This is a genomic window from Fodinibius salicampi, assembly GCF_039545095.1.
GTDB lineage: Bacteria > Bacteroidota > Rhodothermia > Balneolales > Balneolaceae > Fodinibius > Fodinibius salicampi.
Genome location: NZ_BAABRS010000002.1, coordinates 352,616 through 374,517, shown reverse-complemented (window position 1 = coordinate 374,517; position 21,902 = coordinate 352,616). Strand labels below are relative to the sequence as shown.

Here is a 21,902-nt window from a genome sequence, read left to right as displayed (position 1 = left end):
TGACATGAAACTTGCCGTCGTAGCTAATCCTAAAAAATACTCGGTTAAGGACTCTTTTATTGATATCCTGCATTGGGGAGACGAGCACGAAGTTGACATTATCTTTAGCTCTGATCTGCAGGAACTCTATCGCGGAGAAGAGCATTCCTCTGCTATGGTCGTAGAAGATGAAAAAGAAGCTATTGACCAGGCAGATATTATTATAGCGGTTGGCGGGGACGGGACCATGCTATATACAGCCCGGCTCATGAAAAATATCCAAAAACCAATTCTGGGAGTGAACAGCGGACGATTGGGATTTATGGCTTACACCCAGAAAGAAAATATCGACCAAGCGCTGGACTATCTTAAGGAGGGGACCTACCGTATCGACAAACGCTATATGCTGGAAGCAGAGGATAACGAAGGAAATATCTACCACGCTCTGAATGAATTCCTTTTTGCCAAAAAGGATTCTACCTCCATGGTAAACGTTAGCGCAGAGTATAATGAGATGTTTATTAACAACTATTGGGCTGACGGACTTATTGTAGCCTCCCCCACAGGCTCAACGGCCTATAATCTTTCGTCGAGCGGACCTATTGTCATGCCCAATTCCGATGTAATGGTTCTGACACCTATTAATCCACATACACTTACGACCCGTCCATTGGTTCTTCCCTCGGATAAATCACTAAAAGTAAGTGTACAGAAGCAAGAGCATGAAGTACTATTTTCCTATGATGGTCAAATTAAAGAGATCCTATCCTATCCATTTGAGGTGTACATCCGCCGGTCTAACTTTACAATTGACCTGATTGAACTACCCAACCAGAGCTATTTTGATACGCTTAGACACAAACTTATGTGGGGCGTAGATTCGAGAGAAGATTAGTGAGTTATCCATCCACAACTCGATCTGGAACGAGGATCAGAAAAGATAGCGCACGGAAAACTGATACTGCATGTTAAGGCGATCGTCACGGGGCCGACTATTCCAGTTGATATTAAAATCGCCGTAGCCAAATCGTCCGTAATTGTACTTCTTATTCCATACCACGCCTGCTCCCAACATAATATCGTAGATTCGATAATTTGCATCCAGACCGATATTTACATCCACTCGGTGGCGATACATATCCCCGTACCATCCGGTTTGGTACCAGCGCTGATAATATTCATAATGTAAATGGTTATTATCCACCGTCCGCTGCACGAAAAAGCCTATCCTGCCCTTTTCAAAATACGACTCGGCCCCAATATACTGGCTGGTTGAGCCCGGTCCAATTGCTGCTCCCAATACTTGCCCCCGGTGGGTATGCCCCTGCTTTACGCTTTTGTGGGAATAGAGATACGTTTGGGGACGAATATCATCAAGGCGGGTTGACATCAACGAATTAATCTCCGCATTTACTTTCACAAAATCGAGCCAGCTATAACCACTTTTAATAATCTTTTGGGCGCCTATGGTATAAGCCCTTCCGTGTTGTGGCTCCATCAGGAAGTCCCGAAAATTCCAGCTATGTGAATCCTTCATATATTCTGCATATACCTCGGCATTACTCTCTGGAAAAACCCAACGAAAGTAAACCGAAGACAAAGGATTGATCTCCTCATAATGACTGGCGTCTCGAGCAGCACTCAATGCTTTCTCATCCGGATTTGGGAAAGACCTAAAAATCGCCAAGTAATCTCCTGCGGTCATTCCACTTTCCGGGATATATTGGTGGATGATTCGACTGGTTCCAATATGAAAGTTGGGCAAAAATGATGGGGAGTAAACAATATTCAACCCATTCATAAATCGACGGCGAAGAAATTTCTCCGGACTCTGATGCGGGCGGGTTGCATAGGCCTCTTTCAAATCGAAATACTTTGAGTCCTTAGGCCATCCCCAAACCCAGCGGAACTGAAACTGACCAATATTATAAGGTAACTCAATTGGTTCCCGGTTCCCCAGAAAAGCATGGGGTACACCACCGGCATTATTACTAAGCGTAAGTGCATATTGTACTCCCGGTCCCCACCATAGCGGCTCGGAACTCAGTCCAATCTCCATATTATACCGGTGAAAACGAACAGACGAATGGCCCCAGTTAATGGTGGTATAGCTATCTGGGCCAAAACGGAAAGGGCGGTCAATGCGCTCAGCAAGTGTATCTTCCGGCAGCGTTCCCTGTGCCACATAACGAATATTTCCATCCCTGTCCCGCGGGATAAATCGGGGCACTTCAAAATCTTCATTCTGCTGATGCACAATTTGGGGATGAATAGTTATATCCAAAAAATGGGAATTAATATAAAATCCTCCTTTAAATTCTGTATTCATGCCCCGCCCATACCAGGCCGCGCCGTTATTCTCACCATAAGGCAATTTGTGGTTATAGGTCCCCTGTATTTCCGGCTCGTAAAATCCTAGGGTAAAATCATCCGTAAGTGGTATCTCGGGTGATACAGATGAATCAGCCCACCAGGAATTTTCCGACTCTACATGCTCAAAAGCTTTCTGATAACTTTTTCGGCTAATAGGTCTATTGGTAAAGGGTAACTCAGCGGTAGAATCTGAAAAAAGCTGCATCAATCTTATCTTCTCCTCCTGAAGATCTCCTACTGGTATTGTTTGTGCTTTCAGTTGTGCTGGCTGTATAACCATTCCAACCAGCAGAACCAACAGCCCGCTTTTTATAAAACCCAATATTTTTTCCATTAAAATTTCTCGTGGCATATTTGTCATTTTATGAAAACCAACTAACATACTTGCTCATAAATAATCACTTTCCTCTACGTTCTTACCCATTTATCTAAAACAGGTACCGGGCAGAGAGTTGCAGATGCAGATTAACTTTATCGTGTTCACCAACAGTATCAAAACTTATATCCGGATCGCCATAATCATATCGACCATAGTTATAATTTTTATTCCAAATGAACCGGGCATTTAACAGAAGAGGTCCCGTTTTATATGCTCCTTTAAGTCCTATATTCAGATTTATCCGGTGGCGATAGATATCGGAAGTTGGCGGATTTGGAGAATTAGTATCATAATATTCATAATGGAAGAAGTCGTTATCTTCTACTCGCTGTACAAAGAGTCCCAGCATGCCATCTCCCCAAAATCCTTCGGCTCCCAAATACTGGCTGCCCGATCCCGGTCCCACAGCCGCACCTAATACTTCTCCCCCGTTGGTATGACCCTGAACAACCCTAGAATGTCGGTAATAATAGGTTTGGGGACGTACATCATCAATGCGATTGGGTACCAGGGAATTAATCTCAGCATTTATTTTCACATAATCGATACGGTTGCCCTCCACGATCTTCTGAATTCCGATGGTGTAGGCCCGGTCGTGATCCGGCTGCATAAGGAAATCCCGAAAATCCCAACTGTGATCTTCCCGAAAATACTCTCCATACAGCTCCGCATTACTTTCCGGAAAAGCCCAGCGAAAATAAACTGAAGCGAGTTGGTTTTTTGCGTCGACTCCTCCCTGTTCTTGTAATTCTTCAAGCCTAGTCTTCTGAAAAGCCTCCAGAATACTAATGTAATCTGAAAGCTCTAATCCTTCTTCCGGTACATACTGGTGAAAGGTTCGGGTAAGTCCCACCGTAAAACCCGGCATAAACGAGGGAGAAAAGCTGAAATTAAGCGCATTCATAAATCGCTTATTATCATTGGATGTAAAGTATCCTGAATCCTCCGGCCAGCCCCACACCCAGCGAAACTCAAGGCTTCCGATATTAAATGGAATCTGAAGAGGATCGCGTGTTCCAAAAAAAAGCTGACGTACTCCCGGTGCATTATTACTCATCATTAACGCATACTGCACTCCCGGACCCCACCAGAGGGGTTCCGTTCCTACACCAGCTTCTATGCTTTTATAATGGATGCGGGCAGAGGAGTGGCCCAAATCGAAATCGCTATAGGATTCTGGTCCAAAGCGATAAGGCATATCAATATTTGAAAATATAGCCCTGTATTGGGGATTTCCATCCTCGTCGGTAGGAATAAATCGAGGTTTGGGAAAATCACGATTCTGTGTATAGCTCAAATGGGGACGAAATGTGAGCGTTAAATAATCTGATGTTAAATATACCCCTCCCTGAAATTCAGTCGTTAAGCCCCGTCCATACCAGGCCGCCCCATTATTCTCTCCATAAGGAAGCTCACTATTATAGGTATTCGTCAGTACTGGAGCATATATTCCCACATCAAAAAAGTTGGCAATTCTCTTTTCGGGCCCACGCATCGATTGTGCCCACCAGGAATCCGCAACTTCTGGATTTTCTTTTAACAAATCATCGTATCCAGAATACCACAGAGGACGATTTGTAAGTGAACTATTAATCGTAGAATCTGACAGCAGCTGCAGTGTACGATACTGTCCATCAGCCCAATCTCCTACTGGAATCGGTTGGGCTTTTAGAGTATTTAACGTCAATAGAGGAACCGCTAAAAAAAGTATAAATACCGTGCTAAGGTAACGGCACAGGATGCATCTGTTCATGTGGAATTCAGTCAAAGGCTTCTTGATCAGGAATTATTAATGAATTCAAAGGTAACAGGATGAGCTTAAAATAGCTAAATTCAATAAACCTGTATCAATTATCTTTTCTTTTCGTATGTCTTTTTAGCAGCAAGGATCCTTATATATAGTAATAGTATAATTAAAGGTACCACAAAGCATGAATAAAAAGGATTGAAGCTATTTTCCTTACTGCCTAAAATTTTTTACTGTTAGATATATTATAAACTCATTAAAAATAAAACACGGTACGATGCGGCATTTTCGATTGGCAATACTTCTTATCAGTTGTTTCCTACTTAGCATTTCTACTCTTTCTGCTCAAAAACAAAAGCTTGAGCCCAAGGACTATGGTCAGTGGCAACGCATAGGGGGTACGGAGCTGTCACCTGATGGGGAATGGTTTTCCTATAATATTAGCCTGGAAGATGGGGATGGCTGGCTCATAATCAAAGAAGTGGGAGCAGACACCACCGCAGAACATAAGTTCATGCATGGCGTGCGACCTGATTTTTCGAACGATAACAAATGGGCCGCCTTCCTGATTGGTGTTTCTGAAGATGAACAGAAAAAACTTGAGGAGCAGAACAAGAGTGTGCGCTATAAGCTGGGACTGATGAATCTCGCTACCACCCAGGTAGATACCTTCAAGAATGTACAGAGTTTCGAGTTTTCCAATAATGGCCACCATTTGCTGATGCGTAAATACAAACCTGAAGAAAGCAATACTGATGGAGCCGATGTCATCATTCGTAATCTACGGCAGGGTACCAATCAGCTGGTAGGCAATGTTTCAGAATATGAGTTCAATAAAAAGGGAGACAAGCTGGCCCTTCTACTGGATGCTACCGAAGATTTCGGAAATGGAGCGCATCTCTATGACTTGGCATCCAACAGGATAAACATTCTGGATAGCGATACGACGAACTACAAAGAACTCAGCTGGAATAAAGAAGGTACGGCCGTGGCCTTCCTCAAGGAGCTGGAAAAAGAAGACTTTAAGGACCCCACCCACTTAGTATATGCTTTCAGGAACCTAAATCAATCACCACAGAAACAGATTTTTGACCAGCAGGAATTCCAGACTTTCCCGGATAGTTTTCGCGTAGTTGATTATCAGGAACCGCGATGGTCAGATGACGGAGGAACCCTTTTTATGGGAATTAAAGAATGGGAGAAAGACCCGGAAGAAGCCCCCAAGAAATCTGATGCAGATTCTACTGCGAAAAAGAACGATGATGACGACCTGGACCCCTCCAATGTAGAAGTATGGCACTGGAAGGATGCGGATATACAACCCCGGCAGGAAGTAATGGCCGATGCCGAACGACGTTCCAACTACCTTTCCGCATGGCATTTGGATGATGATAAGTTTGTACAGTTGGGAGCGGAAAATCGCGAGCAACTGCAGCTGACCGGGGACCAGAAACATGTCGTGGCCTATAATCCCAAACCTTACGAACCGGCCTTTGAGGAGGATTGGCGCGAGGTATATGTACTTGATGTGGCCACTGGCGAAGAAAAGAAAATATTAGACCGGCATGAGTTTGTACGCACCTCTCCCGATGGTCAGTATTTACTTTACTTTAAGGATAAAAATTGGTGGACCTACGATATCAGCGAAGATACGCACACCAATATAACAGGTGATATAGACAGTCGCTTTGAAAACTTTACACGGGTAAACGGCCGTGAATATCGGCGTCCCTTTGGGAGTGGCGACTGGGCTGAGGATGATCAGTGGGTATTGATTTATGACCGATACGATACCTATAAGGTATGGACAGACGGCAGCAACTACAACCGGCTTACTGAGGGAGCCTCTGACCGTATCCGCTTTCGTTACACATCCATTGACTACGGCGACGATCAGGATGGGATAAAGGATGATCAACCGATATTTTTCAGTATGTATGGCGATACTACAAAAAAACGGGGTTATGCTCGCTATACTGACGGCAACCTGGAAACACTCATATACGAAGATCAAATGTACAACCGTTTCTCCCGGGCTGATTCTACCGATCGTTTTGTCTATCAGATGCAGTCGGCAACAGATTCTCCCGATATGTTCCTTGTCGATAACAGCTTTGATGATCCGGTTACTCTTACTTTTACTAACCCGCAACAGGAAGATTATTACTGGGCGGACGATGAACTTATTACCTTTACCAACGAAAGGGGCGATCAATTAGAAGGACGGCTCCTCTATCCCGCTAATTACGAACCCGGAGAAACCTATCCAATGGTCACCTATATCTATGAAAAACGCTCTCAAACCATGCATAGTTATAGCATGCCCTCCCGGAAAAGTCCCTATAATTTTCGAAGATTTTCTTCAGAGGGGTACTTTGTCTTTCAGCCGGATATCAACTATGAGCTTAGAGATCCGGGTGTTTCTGCGGTTGAAAGTGTAGTGCCAGCAGTTGAAAAAGTTATTGATACCGGCATGATTAACGAAGATCAAATCGGTTTAACGGGACACTCATGGGGCGCTTATCAAACAACCTTTATCATCACCCAAACCAATCTCTTTAACTCTGCTGTAGCTGGTGCCCCGCTCACGAATATGATTAGCATGTATAATTCTATATACTGGAATAGCGGCATGACGGATGCCAAAATTTTCGAGGTTAGCCAGGGACGCTTTCCCGATCCATGGTGGGAAGACTGGGACAATTTCGTTGATAATTCTCCCATTTTTAATATGGAAGGAGTCAATACTCCACTACTGGTCGAATTTGGAACCGACGACGGCGCTGTAGATTTCAACCAAGGTGTAGAGCTCTACAATACCATGCGGCGGATGCAAAATCCTTTTGTAATGCTGGTGTATGAAGGTGAAAATCACGGACTGGCACGTGAAGAAAACCAGATTGACTATGCAACTCGTGCGTTCGAATGGCACGAGCATTATCTGCTAGGCAAGGAACCCGCCGACTGGATAACCGAAGGGCTACCCTATCTCGAACGGCCGGCTATACAGGAAGAAGAGCAGGAATAAGTTAAAATACTTCGGCCAACAGCTTAATTGCCATCCCTATGGCTAAAAAGGCAAAGGCGTATTGGAGGTAGCGGCGATTTATTTTGAGATTAAACAGGGCACCCACGAACCCACCCAAAAGTCCGCCCAAAGCCAGTGGGAATGCGGCGCCAAAATCTACATATCCGATATTAAAAGCACTTAAAGTTTCCGTTGTTCCATTAAAAAATGCCAGTTGCACCCAGCCGGAAAGCGATATAAAGACGATAGCCAAAGAAGAAATACTAACTACTCTGGCAAACTTTTTTTTATACCAAAGATTCATCAGTGGCACCATAACGCCTCCGCCACCAATACCGGCCAGTGCAGCCACAAAACCTCCGAGTCCCCCGGTAACCGCTGATTGTTTAAACGTTACCGGTGTTTCGTCCAGATAAATATGTTTTTCTCCCTGGGAGCCGCGCCGATAGAACATATAGGCCACATACATTAGCAATACACTGAAAAAAATAACAAACTCTTGCTGACTGTAATAGTCCGATGTAATAACCTGCTTTCCCAATAAAACACCAACGGCTCCCAGAGACCCAACTTTCAATCCCTCTGACCAATAAAAGTTTTGTTGATGATATTGTCGAATGGAACTTCCAGCTGCCGCTATAAAAGTACAGAAAAGTGAACTGCCAATCGTAAGTACCACCGGATCAGCGATACCGGCATCACTGAATACAATAAACAGAATAGGCGTAAACAAGATCCCCCCGCCTAGTCCAAAAAGTCCTGCAACAAGACCTGCAACAATCCCCAATACAAGCAATAGTAACAATTCCATTATAATAAAATAGTTCCCTCCAGATAGGTACATGCTTCTCCACTCAACACAACGCGATCTCCCTTATACTCGCAATATACCGTCCCACCACGCTTAGATATTTGGCGGCCAATCAGCCGTTTTTTACCCAAACGCTTGCTCCAATAGGGAGTTAGCATCGTATGGGCTGATCCGGTAACCGGATCTTCATCCACACCCACAGCGGGAGCAAAAAAGCGGGATAAGAAATCAACATCTCCAATGCCTGGAGCCGTAACAATTACTCCCCGGGTATTTAGCTGTTTGAGCAACCGGAAATCGGGATCCATATTCCGAAGCTGCAATCCGTTGTTTACTACGTAAAGAATATCAGTATCTTTATAGACTTTTGTCGGTGGAAGCCGTAAAGCCTCCTCAAGAACTGCAGGCGGTTCGAAATCATTGAGCTCGGCAGTAGGAAAATCCATTGTCAGCTGATCTCCTTTCCTACGCACACTCAGGATACCGCTGTTGGTATGGAAACGAATCACCTCTTTTTTATATCCCATATGCTCAAAAAGTACATGAGCCGAAGCAAGGGTCGCGTGTCCACACAAATCTACCTCGGTTTGAGGGGTAAACCAGCGCAGGGCGTATCCCTCCTCCTCTTTTACAAAAAAAGCCGTTTCGGCAAGATTATTTTCCATGGCAATGTTTTGCATCTGCTCCTTCGCCAGCCACTCCTCAAGGGGACATACCGCGGCGGGATTTCCATGAAAAATGGCTGAAGCAAAAGCATCAACCTGGTAGATTTTAAGATTCATAGTTATACTTTTTATATCAGTTGCTATTATTGATAGCCATAAGATAGCAGAAACTTCAGGACATTCCAGAACCATTTATTTTCCAAATCACTCACATAAAAAATATCATAATTGGGGTCTTCTCCAGTTTAAAACTTTACGTTGTATTATCTCTGTATTTTTATATTTTCAGTTTTACAAAAATTTAACATAATACTTCATGGCAGAAAATAAGCTACAAAAATCTCAAAATTCCTCTGACGAAGAAGACGATGACCGTAAACCGGATATCATCAGCCGGTACCGTCCCGGACATATAATTGATCATGAAAGGAAAGGACAGCAGTTCACCTTTCACACCGAAAACAGGGTTAAACTTCAAATTCAAATACATAACCCCGATATCATTCAGATTCGATATTTCTTGGAAGGGGATGTTCAGTCCGACTTCTCATATGCTATTGATCCCGACTTTCAATCGGAAGAAGTGGATATCTCTTTTATTGAAGAAGACCGACTTTTTGAGATTTCAACAGCAACGCTCAGCTGCATCATCACCAAGAAAAATATGCTGGTCCACTTCTTCGATGCAGAAGGAAATATGATTTGCGAAGATGAACATGGTTTCTATCGTCGCGAAAGCCTGATGAAAGGAATCAGTGAAATAAAGGTAACCAAGAAAGCACCTAAGGGCGATCGCTATTATGGTTTGGGGGATAAAGCGTATAAACAAAATCTCCGCGGCAGAGCTTTTGAAAATTGGAATACCGATGCTTATGCCTATGAGCGGGGCGAAGATCCCTTATATAGGAGTGTCCCTTTTTATGCAGGGTTACACCAAGATCGGGCCTATGGCATCTTTTTAGACAATACCTACCGTACGCGGTTCAGCTTTGATCGCAAAGAAAATAATATTAGTAGCTTTTCCGCAGCGGGCGGGGTCATGAACTATTATTTTATTAATGGTCCTACCCTCACCGAAGTAAGCGAACGCTTTGCACGACTAACCGGTAAACCGGAAATGCCTCCAATGTGGGCAATAGGCTATCATCAGTGTCGATGGAGCTACTATCCCGAATCACGCGTGCGGCATCTCGCCTCTACTTTCCGTAAAAAGAAGATCCCTTGCGACGCCCTCTATCTGGATATCGATTATATGGACGAATACCGGGTTTTTACCTGGAATAATGATCTGTTTCCCAATCCGGCTGAAATGATTAGCGATCTTAAGAAACAAGGCTTTAAAACGATCGTTATGATTGATCCGGGTGTTAAAGTGGATGATAATTACCCAGTATACACAGAAGGACGGGAGAATAGATATTTTTGTACACGTCCCGATGGTGAAATGATCATCGCGCCGGTTTGGCCGTCGAAATGCGCCTTCCCGGATTTTACTCACCCGGATGTCCGTGATTGGTGGGGCGACCTCTATGAGGACCTACTGCAAGAGAAACATATTAGTGGCATCTGGAATGATATGAACGAGCCGGCCGTCTTTGAGATAGAGGCCAAAACCTTCCCAGAACACGTACGGCATCATTTTGAGGGTCATCCATGCAGCCATAAAAAAGCGCATAATATCTACGGCATGCAGATGGCCCGTGCCTCACTGGAGGGTATAAAGAAACACAACCCTGATAAACGACCCTTCCTGCTCACCCGGGCCAATTTTGCAGGTGGACAACGATACGCCGCCCTCTGGACCGGTGATAATATTGCCAGTTGGGACCATTTAAAATTAGCCAATGAACAATCCCAGCGATTAAGTATTTCAGGCTACTCTTTTGTTGGATCGGATGTAGGAGGGTTCGTTGAACAACCCTCTCCCGAGCTTTTCAGTCGCTGGCTGCAGCTGGCTATTTTCCATCCCCTTTTCCGCAATCACACCATGGGTTATAATGTGGATGGAGCGGCAGCCGTAAAGAAAGAAGAGGTAGAACTCCGAAAAGCCCAGTCAGATCTGGATCAGGAACCCTGGGTATTCGGGGAGAAGTACACCGATATCAACCGCTCTATTATTGAACTTCGTTATCGACTTCTTAACTACCTCTATACCGCCTTTTATAACTACGTTCAGCATGGAACGCCCATCATCCGTCCCCTTGGATTTTATGATCAAACGGATAAAAAAGCACTCGAAGAAAACGATGCTTTTATGTTTGGCGACCACATCCTCGTCTCCCCGGTACTTGAGAAAGGAGCTGAAGAAGTTGAAACATACCTTCCTGAAGGAAAATGGTATGATTTCCGATCCGGTGACCTCTTGGAAGGAAGACAAACTCATATGGTTGAGGCACCTTTAAGCGAAATTCCATTCTTTGTAAAGGCGGGTACGGTTCTCCCCTTGCGCGAAGTCATGCAGTATACACAGGAGCGGGATCCCGAATTGCTGGAACTTAATGTTTATGCAGGCTCTTCAGATCAGACAGGACAACTTTATGAGGACGCTGAAGAAGGTTATAATTATAAAGAAGGTGATTATAGGCTTACGAGTTATAACATCGAGATCAGAGAAAATAGCTTAACAATCACTGCCAGCCGTGAAGGGAAGTTCAAACCAAAATATGATACAGTGCTGCTGAATATCATCGGTTTGTCATTTGAGCCAGATTCCCTTACTGTTGATGGAAAAGCCCAATCCCTTAAAAAGGATGACGGCAGATACACCGTTCAGGCAACGCCTGACTTCAATAAAATTATCCTTTCCAGATAAAATAAATGGCATCTATATAGCTTTACTGCACTTCCAAAGTGTGGTAAAGCTTATATAAATATTTATTATTTATTCGTATTTCCTGATTTCTTTTACTATGCGTTCTGCGGTCCGACCGTCCCAATAAAGTGGTTTTGCCTCTTTATAGGCGTCATCAGAAACTTCATCTCCCAAATATTGGGCTATCTGCTTGAGAATAGCATCTTTTTTCGTACCAACCAGGGTATTTGTTCCTTCGGTAATGGTAATAGGACGTTCCGTATTTTCGCGGGCCGTAAAACAGGGAACGCCTAACGCCGTAGTTTCCTCTTGTATGCCACCCGAATCAGTTAAAACAAAGCGGGCACAATCCATCAGTTTTACATTATCTAAATAGCCGACTGGCTCCAATAAATGCAAGTTCCCAATTTCCCCAAGACGTTCCCACAAACCAAACTCTTTGGCCCTGTTCCGGGAACGAGGGTGCACCGGCCATATCATTGGTAAATCTCTAGCGCTCTGTTCCAGAATTTCGACAAAACTGCTTAGTGTTTCTTTCTGATCAACATTCGATGGACGATGAAGTGTTACCAATCCATAGCTCTTTTCTATAATCCCCAAATCATCCAAAATCGAAGATTCCCCGGAGCGTTTGCGCATATTGAACAGCGTATCAATCATAATATTCCCCACAAACCTGATTTTGCCCTCAGGAATCCCTTCTTTCACCAGATTCATATTCCCATCAATAGAGGGAGTCAGCAGTAAATCTGCGATACTATCCGTAAGCACGCGATTAATTTCCTCGGGCATATTTCGATCATAACTTCGAAGTCCGGCTTCCACGTGGGCCACCTTTACTCCCATTTTATTGGCTACAATAGTACAAGCCATCGTGGGATTTACATCTCCCACCACCACAACCCAATCGGGCTGCTCCTTTCGTAATACCTTTTCAAAAGCTACCATTACTTTGGCGGTCTGTTCGGCGTGACTTCCACTACCCACTCCCAGGTGATGATCGGGTTCAGGTATGCCTAATTCATCAAAGAATATTTTGGACATCTCATAATCATAATGTTGTCCCGTGTGCAGTAGCTGTGCCTCTATATCATCATTTTCCTTATATGCTTCAAGTAGCGGAGCTACCTTCATAAAGTTTGGGCGGGCACTGGCCACGTTAATAATCTTCATCCGTTTGTTAAATTTCTTAGTTCCCTGTTAATAAGTTTTCTAATGCCAACTGATAATAACCATTTTTTGTGGATCTTTGAAAAACACCGGTAGGTTATTTTCCATAAACTTCCTGATTTTGTACTTATATAGCTTGAATCCCAATTGCCAACATCTTATTCATTGTACTGAACATTAATGTAGTAAAAACCATTATACTTAATCGTACGATACACACTGCCAAAGAAAAGTTTTATTAATAAGAATTAGCTTTCTATTGCTACTAATTTAAATTAGCAAAAAGGATAAAGACCGCTTAACTTTCTGACACTTATTAACTTTAGCCCTAATTAAACTGTGCAGAAGTACAAAAAATTCTGGCGCATTTTTACCAAGTTATTAAAGAAGATAGATATTTTCTTCAATGCTTCGGCTATTACTTTTAATCTTTTTCTTTGTGCTATCCCCTTCACCCTGCTGATGATCTCCATTATCGGCTTTGTTTTATCCTACGATGCTGCCTTTAACGAGATTCTCCGTTACGGCCGCGAACTATTCCCCAATTTTGCCTATGAGTCCGAATCGGGAGATGTATACCAGGGAGCTATTACACTGGAAGCTCTGCTTGATCCCCTGATAGGTGCACGCCGTATTTTCGGTATTATAGGTATTATTATCCTTGCATTCTTTTCCCAAGGCCTGTTTCATACCCTAAAGCACGTAGTTTTTGACATTTTCGATATTGAGGATCGACGCCATCCCATTCTGGAAATGGTCTATAATTTTTTCACCTTCGGACTGGTAGGAGGAGTATTTCTTTTCTTCAGCCTTATCATTTCTCTTATTTCTCTGGTCTCTATAAACCAGCTTGCGGTACCCTTTACCGAGATAATTCTTGAACTAAGCTGGATCTATGAACTTCTTAACAGGGTAGTACCCTTACTCTTTACCTTTCTGCTATTTTATATCATCTTCCGTTATATTACCGAAAAACGAATGCAACCCAGGGTAGCACTCCTGGCTTCTTTTATATATACTGTACTTTTTGAACTTGCTAAACTGGGGATTGGTTGGTATCTCGGATATGCACTGCACGCTTATCGCTATTACTACCAGGGATATACTATTTTAGTGATTGTGGGTGTCTGGGCTTTCTATTCCGCAGTACTTTTTATATTCAGTACTATTGTAGCACGAGCATATCAACAGGCCTTCGTAGAAGAGAACCCCATACCAAAAAATCCATATACCGTGATCTCTTAGATCTCTATGTCCTATCCCAAGATCCCCCTCTCGTTTTACCGGCAAGGTGATGTACTTCGTATCAGCAGAGAACTCATAGGCAAGGTACTTTGCACCAATATTGATAATTCATTGGCCGCTGGTATCATCACAGAAACAGAAGCCTACTCCGGTACAGATGACCGGGCATCGCATGCTTATGGCGGGCGGCGCACTGATCGTACTGAAACCATGTATCAACCGGGAGGGGTTGCCTACGTTTATCTCTGTTACGGTATTCATCATCTTTTTAATGTTGTCACTAATAAAAAAGGGAAAGCGGATGCTGTACTTATTCGCGCTATAAAACCTATAGAAGGCATCGACACCATGCTAGACAGAAGAAATTTCGATACCCTTAAGCCCGCACTTACGGCCGGACCCGGACGGCTGACCCAAGCCTTGGGAATTACAATCGATTACGATGCTCAATCACTAAATACAGATATTATCTGGATTGAAAACCGAAATAATAGGATTAAACCGGATCACATAAGTTCCGGTCCCCGTATTGGAGTCGACTATGCAGAAGAAGATGCCGAATTACCTTGGCGTTTTTTCTTAAGCGAAAGTTCCTGGGTAAGCTAAAAATAAAAAAACCCGTCCTTAAAGACGGGTTTTAAAAGTTAAATAATCTAAAGCAGTATATTACTGCATATTACCGTTTCCACCGTTACCAGAAATTTCCTGGAAACGCTTCATAACTTCTGGATTGGTACGCACGGCCTGCATTAACTGTTGAAAACGCTGTGGTTCCAGTCCGTTGTCCTGAATAATAGAAACCATTTCCTGCTGAGCTTCCTGTTGCATTTTCATCAGCTGAGGCTGAATCTTTTTCATCGAAGCCTTTTCTTCTTCAGTAATATTTGCTGAATCAGCAGATTGAGGATTGCGTTGACTCATCATAATCTGACGAAAACGCTCCATCTCTATATCATTCTCATCAAGAAGGCTATCAACCTGATTTCTCATTTCTTCCTGAACTTTTTGAGACTCCTGCGAAACTTGCGCAAACTTTTTAAGTTCTTCGTCTGTGATGCTATCCGGATCTATCTGTTGTTGCTGCTGTTGTTGAACCTGGGCAACTGCAGAACCAGCTATAAGTAACATCCCAAGCAATAAAGGCAAAGTGTTTTTAAAAAACTTCATAAAATGTAATCTGAATTTAAGATTAAATACTCTTATCTAATAAGTTGGACTAATATATTGATTATTTGTTCCGATATAAAACAACGATACCTGTCCAATACTTCTTTTAAAGAGTTAGAACATAGATTTAGATTATTTAACGAGTTTGAATAGAATAGATTGCCGGCCGTCCTAAAATTAATTTAACATTAAAGGAACGTTTCTTACTACAATTTGATTTAAACTCTCTATATTTAACAACCAATCTAAAAAGAAACAAACTTAATGAATACTTCTAGAAAACTATTTTCAACTATACTGGTGCTTCTTTTCTTAACAGCGAGCGGCTTTACTATCCTTAATAATAGCACCACCGTTAATGCTACTCAATGGGAAATTGATAAAGCCCACAGTAATATTTCATTTGAAGTAAATCACTTTTTTACAGCCGTTTCAGGTCAATTCAATGATTATACTTCCGAAGTGTATTTCGATCCGGAAAACCTTGATGAAAGCAGTATCTCTGTAGATATAAAGGTCAATAGCATTGATACAGATAATGAAAAACGTGATGGGCACCTGCAATCCGACGATTTTTTCAACGCTGCTGAATACCCCAGCATTACCTTTGAAAGCAATGAGATTATCTCTAAGGGCAATAACAATTTTGTTGCCATAGGTACGCTAACCATAAAAGATACCTCTACCGATTTTGAAATCCCCTTCACCTTATTGGGCGTACAAGACCATCCTATGCGGGAAAATACCAAGGTAGCTGGCATGGAATCTTTATTTACTCTGGACCGCACAGATTACGGTGTAGGTGTAGATGACTGGGCTGCTACGACTGTAGTTGGAGATGAAGTAAGTGTAAAACTTGCACTGGAGTTAAACTCTTCAAATTAATAGCACTCCCATTTTAATAAAAAGCAGTCTGTTCTCTGTTCGAGACGGACTGCTTTTTTTATTTTAAGATACATTCTTATTTATAATGAGTACCGATAACGTACACTCACTTTATACAAGTCAAAAATATGCGCATTGTATCTCTGCTACCCAGTATTACCGAAACTATTGCCTCATTGGGGAGGTACCACCAGTTAGTAGGGCGATCTCATGAATGTGACTTCCCGGAAGAAATTAAGACGCTGCCTTCCTGTACCGAGCCAAAATTTGATCCCGATGGTACCAGCTATGAATTAAACGAACGGGTGGAAGCTATTCTGCAGGAAGGACTTTCGGTTTATCGCGTAGATGCAGATCGGCTGCGAGAACTAAATCCTGATATTGTTTTAACACAGGATCACTGTAAAGTCTGCGCTACGTCGCTGGAGGAAGTCAAAGAAGCCGTCCGATCTTCTTTGGATGCCGATGTCGAAATTATTTCGGTATCACCCGATGACCTCAGCTCTGTAGTTTCCTCCATTCGTACCATCGCTACAGCTATCAATGCAGAAAAAGAAGGAGAAAAACTGGTAGCGGATATGAAAGAGAAACTACAAAACATCCAAAAAAAAACCCTCCCCCTTCATCCTCCGGAGGTGCTTTGCCTGGAATGGTTGGATCCTCTCATGTCTGCCGGCAACTGGATGCCGGAGCTACTCCAGCTTGCAGGAGGCCAGCCGGTATTGGCCAAGGCAGGGGAACACTCCTCATGGCTCGAATGGAAAAAAATTCAGCAGTCTGATCCGGAAATCATTACTATCACCCCCTGTGGATACAGTATTTCAGAAACACTATCGGAATGGTCGACCCTTACCAATCGCCCGGGCTGGAATCAACTCAAGGCCGTTCAAAACCACCAAGTATATATTATGGATGGCAACCATTACTTTAACAGACCCGGTCCCCGGCTGGTTGATTCAACCCGTATATTAGCTGAAATAATCCATCCTTCCATTTTTCGCGAAAATGCCGAACGGGTGGGCTGGATTAATGTATACAACTATCAATTCCAGCAGAACATAAATTCCAGTTTTCATGCCTAAAAAAGCGATTATTACCGGGGCAACCTCCGGTATCGGACGGGCGCTCGCCATTGAAATGCATCGAAAGGGCTACGTAGTGGGCGCCACTGGTCGACGGACGAAACGCCTCGAAAGCCTCAAAGAAAAACTAGGCGACCGTCTGTTCATTCAACAAATGGACGTAACAAATATGGATAATGCGGTAAGTAAACTCGGTGAACTGGCAAGCCGTATGGGCGGGCTGGATATCATTGTGCTCAATGCCGGGATCTCTAACCTTAACGAAGGCGATGGACGGGGAAACGACCTCAGGGTCATTGATGTTAATATCCGAGGTTTTGCCAACCTGGCCGCCCACTGTTACAACTTGTTCGAAAAACAAGGGCATGGACAACTCGTAGGAGTATCCTCGGTTGCCTCACTTTTTGGCTGGGGGCAATCTGCTTCTTATAACGCTTCTAAAGCATTTGTAAATACCTACCTTCAGGGATATCGTCAAAAGGCTAATCACACCGATGCCGATATTACCGTTACCAATTTGATTCCCGGATTTGTTAAGTCAGAAATAACCGAGGGTAGAGAAGGACTGTTCTGGATAGCACCAACAGAAAAGGCCGCCCGACAAATGCTCCACGCTATTGAATCCCGTAGAAATACTGCTTATATCACACACCGATGGCGAATTATCGCCTGGCTTATTAAACTATCGCCACAGTGGATTTGGAATCGAATGTAAGGCAGTGAAATTCTATAATTTTTTTATATCCTTATTAAATTAACCTCTTTCAATGTACAAAGTTTCTGCAGGCATTCTTCTTTTTCGCCGGAAACCAAATCTGCAATTACTGCTGGCTCACCCCGGTGGCCCTCTCTGGTGGGATGAAGATGAAGGGGTTTGGTCTGTCCCCACTGGAAGGGTAACGAATAGTCAATCACCTCTTGAAGCGGCACGCATTCAATTTCAAACAATCTTTGGATTTATTCCGGAAGGCAGTTATCTGGAACTAGGCACAACCAAGACTTCCGATGGAGGGCAGATTCACCTGTGGGCCACAGAGCATCAAATTTCGGATGACTTCATTTTTGAACCTGAGCTCTTTGAAATGGAATGGCCGCCTGAATCAGGCCAAAAGGAAACCTTTCCCATAATTGATCGTATTGAATACTTCGGAGCTTTCGAGGCTCGACAAAAGTTAGTGGCGGAGCAACGAATATTTATCGGTAGGCTTATTGACCAATGCAGTAAAAAAGAACGTTAAGTTCTCAAATAGAGTTGTTAAAATAACACCTAGTGACTAACAAAATTTCAAACTAAAAACAGGATAGCATTATGGCTGGGAAAAAATTATTAATGATTGTAGGCGATTTTGGTGAAGATTACGAAATAATGGTTCCTTTCCAGGCACTGCAAATGGTTGGGCATACCGTTCACGCCGTCTGCCCGGGAAAATCAGAAGGCGACTCCGTCAAAACTGCCATCCACGATTTTGAAGGAGACCAAACCTACTCGGAAAAACCGGGACATAATTTTACCCTTAATGCCACTTTTGATGAGGTAGAACCCGAAGACTATGATGCATTAGTACTGCCCGGTGGACGTGCCCCGGAATACCTTCGGCGGGAAGAAGGAGTCATTGCGATGATCAACCATTTTGTAGAAACTGACAAACCTATTGCGGCTCTTTGCCACGGACTTCAGCTTCTTTCTGCTGCCAACGCTGTTGAAGGCAGAACGCTTACTGCCTATCCTGCATGTGGTCCTGAAATGCAGGCAGCCGGGGCAAACTATAAAGATGTTGCCGTAACGGATGTAGTAGTGGATAACAACCTCGTCACTTCTCCTGCATGGCCGGGACATCCCAAGTGGCTAGCGGCATTTTTAAAAGTATTGGGTACCGACATTTCACTTTAATAAGATTAGTTGTTTTATGTACATTGTGGTGAAGCGGTTAAGCCGCTTCACCTTTATTATTTTTAATTGACAAAAGGCATTTCATCAGATACATTACCTTACTTTAACATCCACAGACGGCAGCCACCATAGATGATACGATCCCAAAGGCAAAAACAACTGAGAAATATCGGACTGCTAATTTTACGGCTGGGGCTGGGCCTCATGTTTATATTGCATGGATATCCCAAAATTTTTGGAGGACCCGAAATATGGACGGAAATTGGGACTTCCATGCAGTATGTCGGCATAAATTTTGCCCCTATGTTTTTTGGTTTTATGGCAGGCATAACCGAATTCTTCGGAGGCATATTTCTTTTACTGGGTTTATTTTTTCGGCCTAGTGTAATTCTTCTGATTGTTGTCATGGCCGTTGCCACAGCCACCCATATTGGCTCCGGTGATCCTTTCTCTGACTATTCCCACAGCATTGAACTGGGTATCGTATTTATAAGCCTTCTCTTTATCGGTCCCGGCAAATATAATCTTGATAAGAAACTGGAAAAAAGGAACCGGCGATATTGATCAACCGAGAGCTTTGATATCGATATATTTCCCTTCTGATAAAGAGGACCATTCTTTGTATCTTTGCCATTAGCCAAAAAGACGACTATTTAATTTATTTCAGCCAAAAAAACTTCTGATATGCATGATATTGTACTCATTCCCGGAGATGGAATAGGTCCGGAGATCACCAATGCTGTTACCACCATATTCGATAAAGTAAATGCTCCCATAAAATGGATTCGATGTTCCGCGGGACTCTCGGCCCATGAGGAGCAGGGAGATCCTCTGCCTGATGATACGCTGGAGGCTATTGATAACTACCGCACTGTCCTTAAAGGTCCGCTAACCACTCCGGTGGGTGCAGGATTTCGTTCTGTAAACGTAGCCCTGCGTAAAAAATTTAAGCTTTATAGCAACATCCGTCCGGCCAAAACCTTACCCTATATAAAAAGTCGTTTCGATGATGTTGACCTGGTAATGTTCCGGGAAAATACCGAAGGTCTTTATATCGGAAAAGAGCAATGGATCAAAGAAGATAGTCATGCCGAAAGTATAGCAGTTGTGACGCGCGAAGCCAGCCAGAAGATAATCCGCTCCGCTTTCGAGTACGCCAAGAAAAAGAACCGTAATAAGATTACCCTGGTCCACAAAGCCAATATTCTAAAATTCACCTGTGGACTCTTTATGGAAGTCGGTGAAGAAATCGCCGAGGAATATCCCAATATTGAATATGAGGATCTCATTGTAGACAATATGGCTATGCAGATGGTTATGCGTCCTGAGCAGTTCGATGTCATTGTAACTACAAACCTTTTTGGCGATATCCTATCTGATTTGGCCTCCGGACTCGTAGGAGGACTAGGACTCACCGGAGCTGCAAATATTGGTGATGATGCAGCTATGTTTGAGGCCGTTCACGGGTCAGCTCCAGATATTGCTGGAGAAAACAAAGCCAATCCTATCGCTTTCCTGCTCTCTTCGTTAATGCTGCTTGAACATGTAGGAGAAGAGAAATTAGCCGACCGTATCCGCCAGGCAATATTCTATACCCTTAAGGATAAATCTGTTTGCACCCCGGATATCGGTGGACACGGTTCAACGACTTCATTCACAGAAGCAGTTTGCAATTACTTGTAAGTAATCCTCTTTATCAGATCCACATTATGTAGATGTTTTTATTGTTACATAATGTGGATTCATTCTTTTTACCTCTCTTTTTTTATAGTCCGACCCGAATATATAGAGCTCCAACTGGACTTTTTATTAATCACACCTTTTTGAGCTATTTCTATTCGTAATTTCGTATACATTATATGTTACCAGTAGAAAGATTCCCAAGGGAACACAGAAAAGCTTTTTGATAAAGCCAATCGAGTATTGACTGATTCATTCAGAGAATTCACAATCACAGTTATAAAAAGAAATCACTATGAAATACTTAAAAAAAATTTGTCCAATTGCCATGCTCAGTGCAGTGCTGCTGATGGGTAATGTCTTAAATAGTCAGGCTCAGAACTTTGAAGGCATCATCTATTATCAATTTGCTGAAATGGAACAAAGTGGTATGGATGAGCTTGAATATATGATCAAGGATGAAAATATCCGAATCCAATTTGGAGAAGGTCAACACCAAGGGGCTATGATTTTTATTCCGGAAAGTTCAAAAATGCTGTTTGTACTTGAAAATATGAAAAGCTATATGGCTATTGATATGAACGAATGGGCTGACCAAGAGGTTGCAGATGAAGAGTGGCAGGAATCGGATTATCAAAAAACTGGGGGAACAAAGGAAATTGCCGGTTACACTTGTGAAGTATGGGAAATAAGTAATCAGGAAGGAGATGAACTGTCTATGTGCATGGCCGAAGGAATGGGAACTTTTATGACTCCTGGGAACCCTATGGCCCGCCAGAATGCTCCCGAATGGGCAAAGAAAATTTCCTCCGAAGGTTTTATGCCTTTGGAAGTGATTGAAAAATCCGCCAATGGCGAATCTATTACTCAGCTGCGTGCTAATAGAATTGAGGAACAAGCGCTAGAAAGCTCTCTTTTTAAAGCACCGAATGGCTATAAAGATATGAGCAGCATGATGGAACAGATGATGAAACACAATAACTGATAG

At 43.0% G+C, this 21,902-nt stretch carries 19 protein-coding genes; 13 read left to right on the top strand and 6 right to left on the bottom strand.

Features of this window, described 5'->3' with window-relative positions; translation table 11 throughout:
- Window positions 1-4 precede the first annotated feature (4 nt).
- Entirely contained in the window at window positions 5-874 is an 870-nt protein-coding gene (locus tag ABEB05_RS09475) for an NAD(+)/NADH kinase (RefSeq protein ID WP_265789636.1), read from the top strand.
- Window positions 875-910: 36 nt separating this feature from the next.
- Here ABEB05_RS09475 and ABEB05_RS09470 read toward each other — a convergent pair whose 3' ends face one another.
- On the bottom strand, window positions 911-2,704 hold the full coding sequence (locus tag ABEB05_RS09470; protein ID WP_265789634.1) for a capsule assembly Wzi family protein: 1,794 nt from the start codon (window positions 2,702-2,704) through the stop codon (window positions 911-913).
- 76 nt (window positions 2,705-2,780) lie between these two features.
- A complete protein-coding gene (locus ABEB05_RS09465; RefSeq protein ID WP_265789632.1) occupies window positions 2,781-4,418 on the bottom strand; it encodes a capsule assembly Wzi family protein in 1,638 nt (545 codons plus the stop codon).
- A 352-nt stretch (window positions 4,419-4,770) separates the two neighbouring features.
- Between ABEB05_RS09465 and ABEB05_RS09460 the strand changes: the two genes are divergently transcribed.
- Window positions 4,771-7,506, top strand: a complete 2,736-nt coding sequence (locus ABEB05_RS09460) for an alpha/beta hydrolase family protein (RefSeq protein ID WP_345694267.1) — start codon at window positions 4,771-4,773, stop codon at window positions 7,504-7,506.
- A gap of 1 nt (window position 7,507) precedes the next feature.
- On the opposite strand, the gene ABEB05_RS09455 is transcribed toward ABEB05_RS09460, so the two are convergent.
- Both ABEB05_RS09455 and ABEB05_RS09450 read right to left on the bottom strand, forming a co-directional pair.
- Window positions 7,508-8,317, bottom strand: a complete 810-nt coding sequence (locus ABEB05_RS09455; protein ID WP_265789629.1) for a sulfite exporter TauE/SafE family protein — start codon at window positions 8,315-8,317, stop codon at window positions 7,508-7,510.
- A complete protein-coding gene (locus ABEB05_RS09450; RefSeq protein ID WP_265789627.1) occupies window positions 8,317-9,099 on the bottom strand; it encodes a PhzF family phenazine biosynthesis protein in 783 nt (260 codons plus the stop codon). Before ABEB05_RS09450 ends, ABEB05_RS09455 begins: the two co-directional genes overlap by 1 nt.
- Before the next feature lie 199 nt (window positions 9,100-9,298).
- Between ABEB05_RS09450 and ABEB05_RS09445 the strand changes: the two genes are divergently transcribed.
- On the top strand, window positions 9,299-11,794 hold the full coding sequence (locus ABEB05_RS09445) for a glycoside hydrolase family 31 protein (protein ID WP_265789625.1): 2,496 nt from the start codon (window positions 9,299-9,301) through the stop codon (window positions 11,792-11,794).
- A gap of 69 nt (window positions 11,795-11,863) precedes the next feature.
- On the opposite strand, the gene wecB is transcribed toward ABEB05_RS09445, so the two are convergent.
- Window positions 11,864-12,967, bottom strand: a complete 1,104-nt coding sequence (wecB, locus tag ABEB05_RS09440; RefSeq protein WP_265789623.1) for a non-hydrolyzing UDP-N-acetylglucosamine 2-epimerase — start codon at window positions 12,965-12,967, stop codon at window positions 11,864-11,866.
- 336 nt (window positions 12,968-13,303) lie between these two features.
- Here wecB and ABEB05_RS09435 point away from each other — a divergent pair, with 336 nt between their 5' ends.
- Window positions 13,304-14,209: a YihY/virulence factor BrkB family protein gene (locus tag ABEB05_RS09435; protein ID WP_265789621.1), complete on the top strand. Its 906-nt coding sequence runs from the start codon at window positions 13,304-13,306 to the stop codon at window positions 14,207-14,209.
- Window positions 14,210-14,215: 6 nt separating this feature from the next.
- Window positions 14,216-14,815, top strand: a complete 600-nt coding sequence (locus tag ABEB05_RS09430) for a DNA-3-methyladenine glycosylase (RefSeq protein WP_265789619.1) — start codon at window positions 14,216-14,218, stop codon at window positions 14,813-14,815.
- Between the two features lie 60 nt (window positions 14,816-14,875).
- Here the strand turns inward: ABEB05_RS09430 and ABEB05_RS09425 are convergent, their stop codons facing one another.
- On the bottom strand, window positions 14,876-15,376 hold the full coding sequence (locus ABEB05_RS09425; RefSeq protein WP_265789617.1) for a DUF4168 domain-containing protein: 501 nt from the start codon (window positions 15,374-15,376) through the stop codon (window positions 14,876-14,878).
- Window positions 15,377-15,640: 264 nt separating this feature from the next.
- On the opposite strand from ABEB05_RS09425, the gene ABEB05_RS09420 reads away from it, so the two are divergent.
- From ABEB05_RS09420 to ABEB05_RS09385, 8 genes are all read left to right on the top strand, one after another.
- Entirely contained in the window at window positions 15,641-16,261 is a 621-nt protein-coding gene (locus tag ABEB05_RS09420) for a YceI family protein (protein WP_265789615.1), read from the top strand.
- Window positions 16,262-16,389: 128 nt separating this feature from the next.
- Complete coding sequence (locus ABEB05_RS09415; protein WP_265789613.1) at window positions 16,390-17,343, top strand: cobalamin-binding protein; 954 nt, start codon at window positions 16,390-16,392, stop codon at window positions 17,341-17,343.
- On the top strand, window positions 17,336-18,058 hold the full coding sequence (locus ABEB05_RS09410) for an SDR family NAD(P)-dependent oxidoreductase (RefSeq protein ID WP_265789611.1): 723 nt from the start codon (window positions 17,336-17,338) through the stop codon (window positions 18,056-18,058). Before ABEB05_RS09415 ends, ABEB05_RS09410 begins: the two co-directional genes overlap by 8 nt.
- Before the next feature lie 52 nt (window positions 18,059-18,110).
- Window positions 18,111-18,581 carry a hypothetical protein gene (locus ABEB05_RS09405; protein ID WP_265789609.1) on the top strand — a complete coding sequence of 157 codons (471 nt, stop codon included), beginning with the start codon at window positions 18,111-18,113 and terminating at the stop codon, window positions 18,579-18,581.
- A gap of 71 nt (window positions 18,582-18,652) precedes the next feature.
- Window positions 18,653-19,234: a DJ-1/PfpI family protein gene (locus ABEB05_RS09400; RefSeq protein WP_265789607.1), complete on the top strand. Its 582-nt coding sequence runs from the start codon at window positions 18,653-18,655 to the stop codon at window positions 19,232-19,234.
- Between the two features lie 132 nt (window positions 19,235-19,366).
- Complete coding sequence (locus tag ABEB05_RS09395) at window positions 19,367-19,798, top strand: DoxX family protein (protein WP_265789605.1); 432 nt, start codon at window positions 19,367-19,369, stop codon at window positions 19,796-19,798.
- Between the two features lie 120 nt (window positions 19,799-19,918).
- Window positions 19,919-20,917, top strand: a complete 999-nt coding sequence (locus tag ABEB05_RS09390; RefSeq protein ID WP_265789603.1) for an isocitrate/isopropylmalate dehydrogenase family protein — start codon at window positions 19,919-19,921, stop codon at window positions 20,915-20,917.
- A gap of 292 nt (window positions 20,918-21,209) precedes the next feature.
- A complete protein-coding gene (locus ABEB05_RS09385; RefSeq protein ID WP_265789601.1) occupies window positions 21,210-21,899 on the top strand; it encodes a DUF4412 domain-containing protein in 690 nt (229 codons plus the stop codon).
- Window positions 21,900-21,902: the final 3 nt, after the last annotated feature.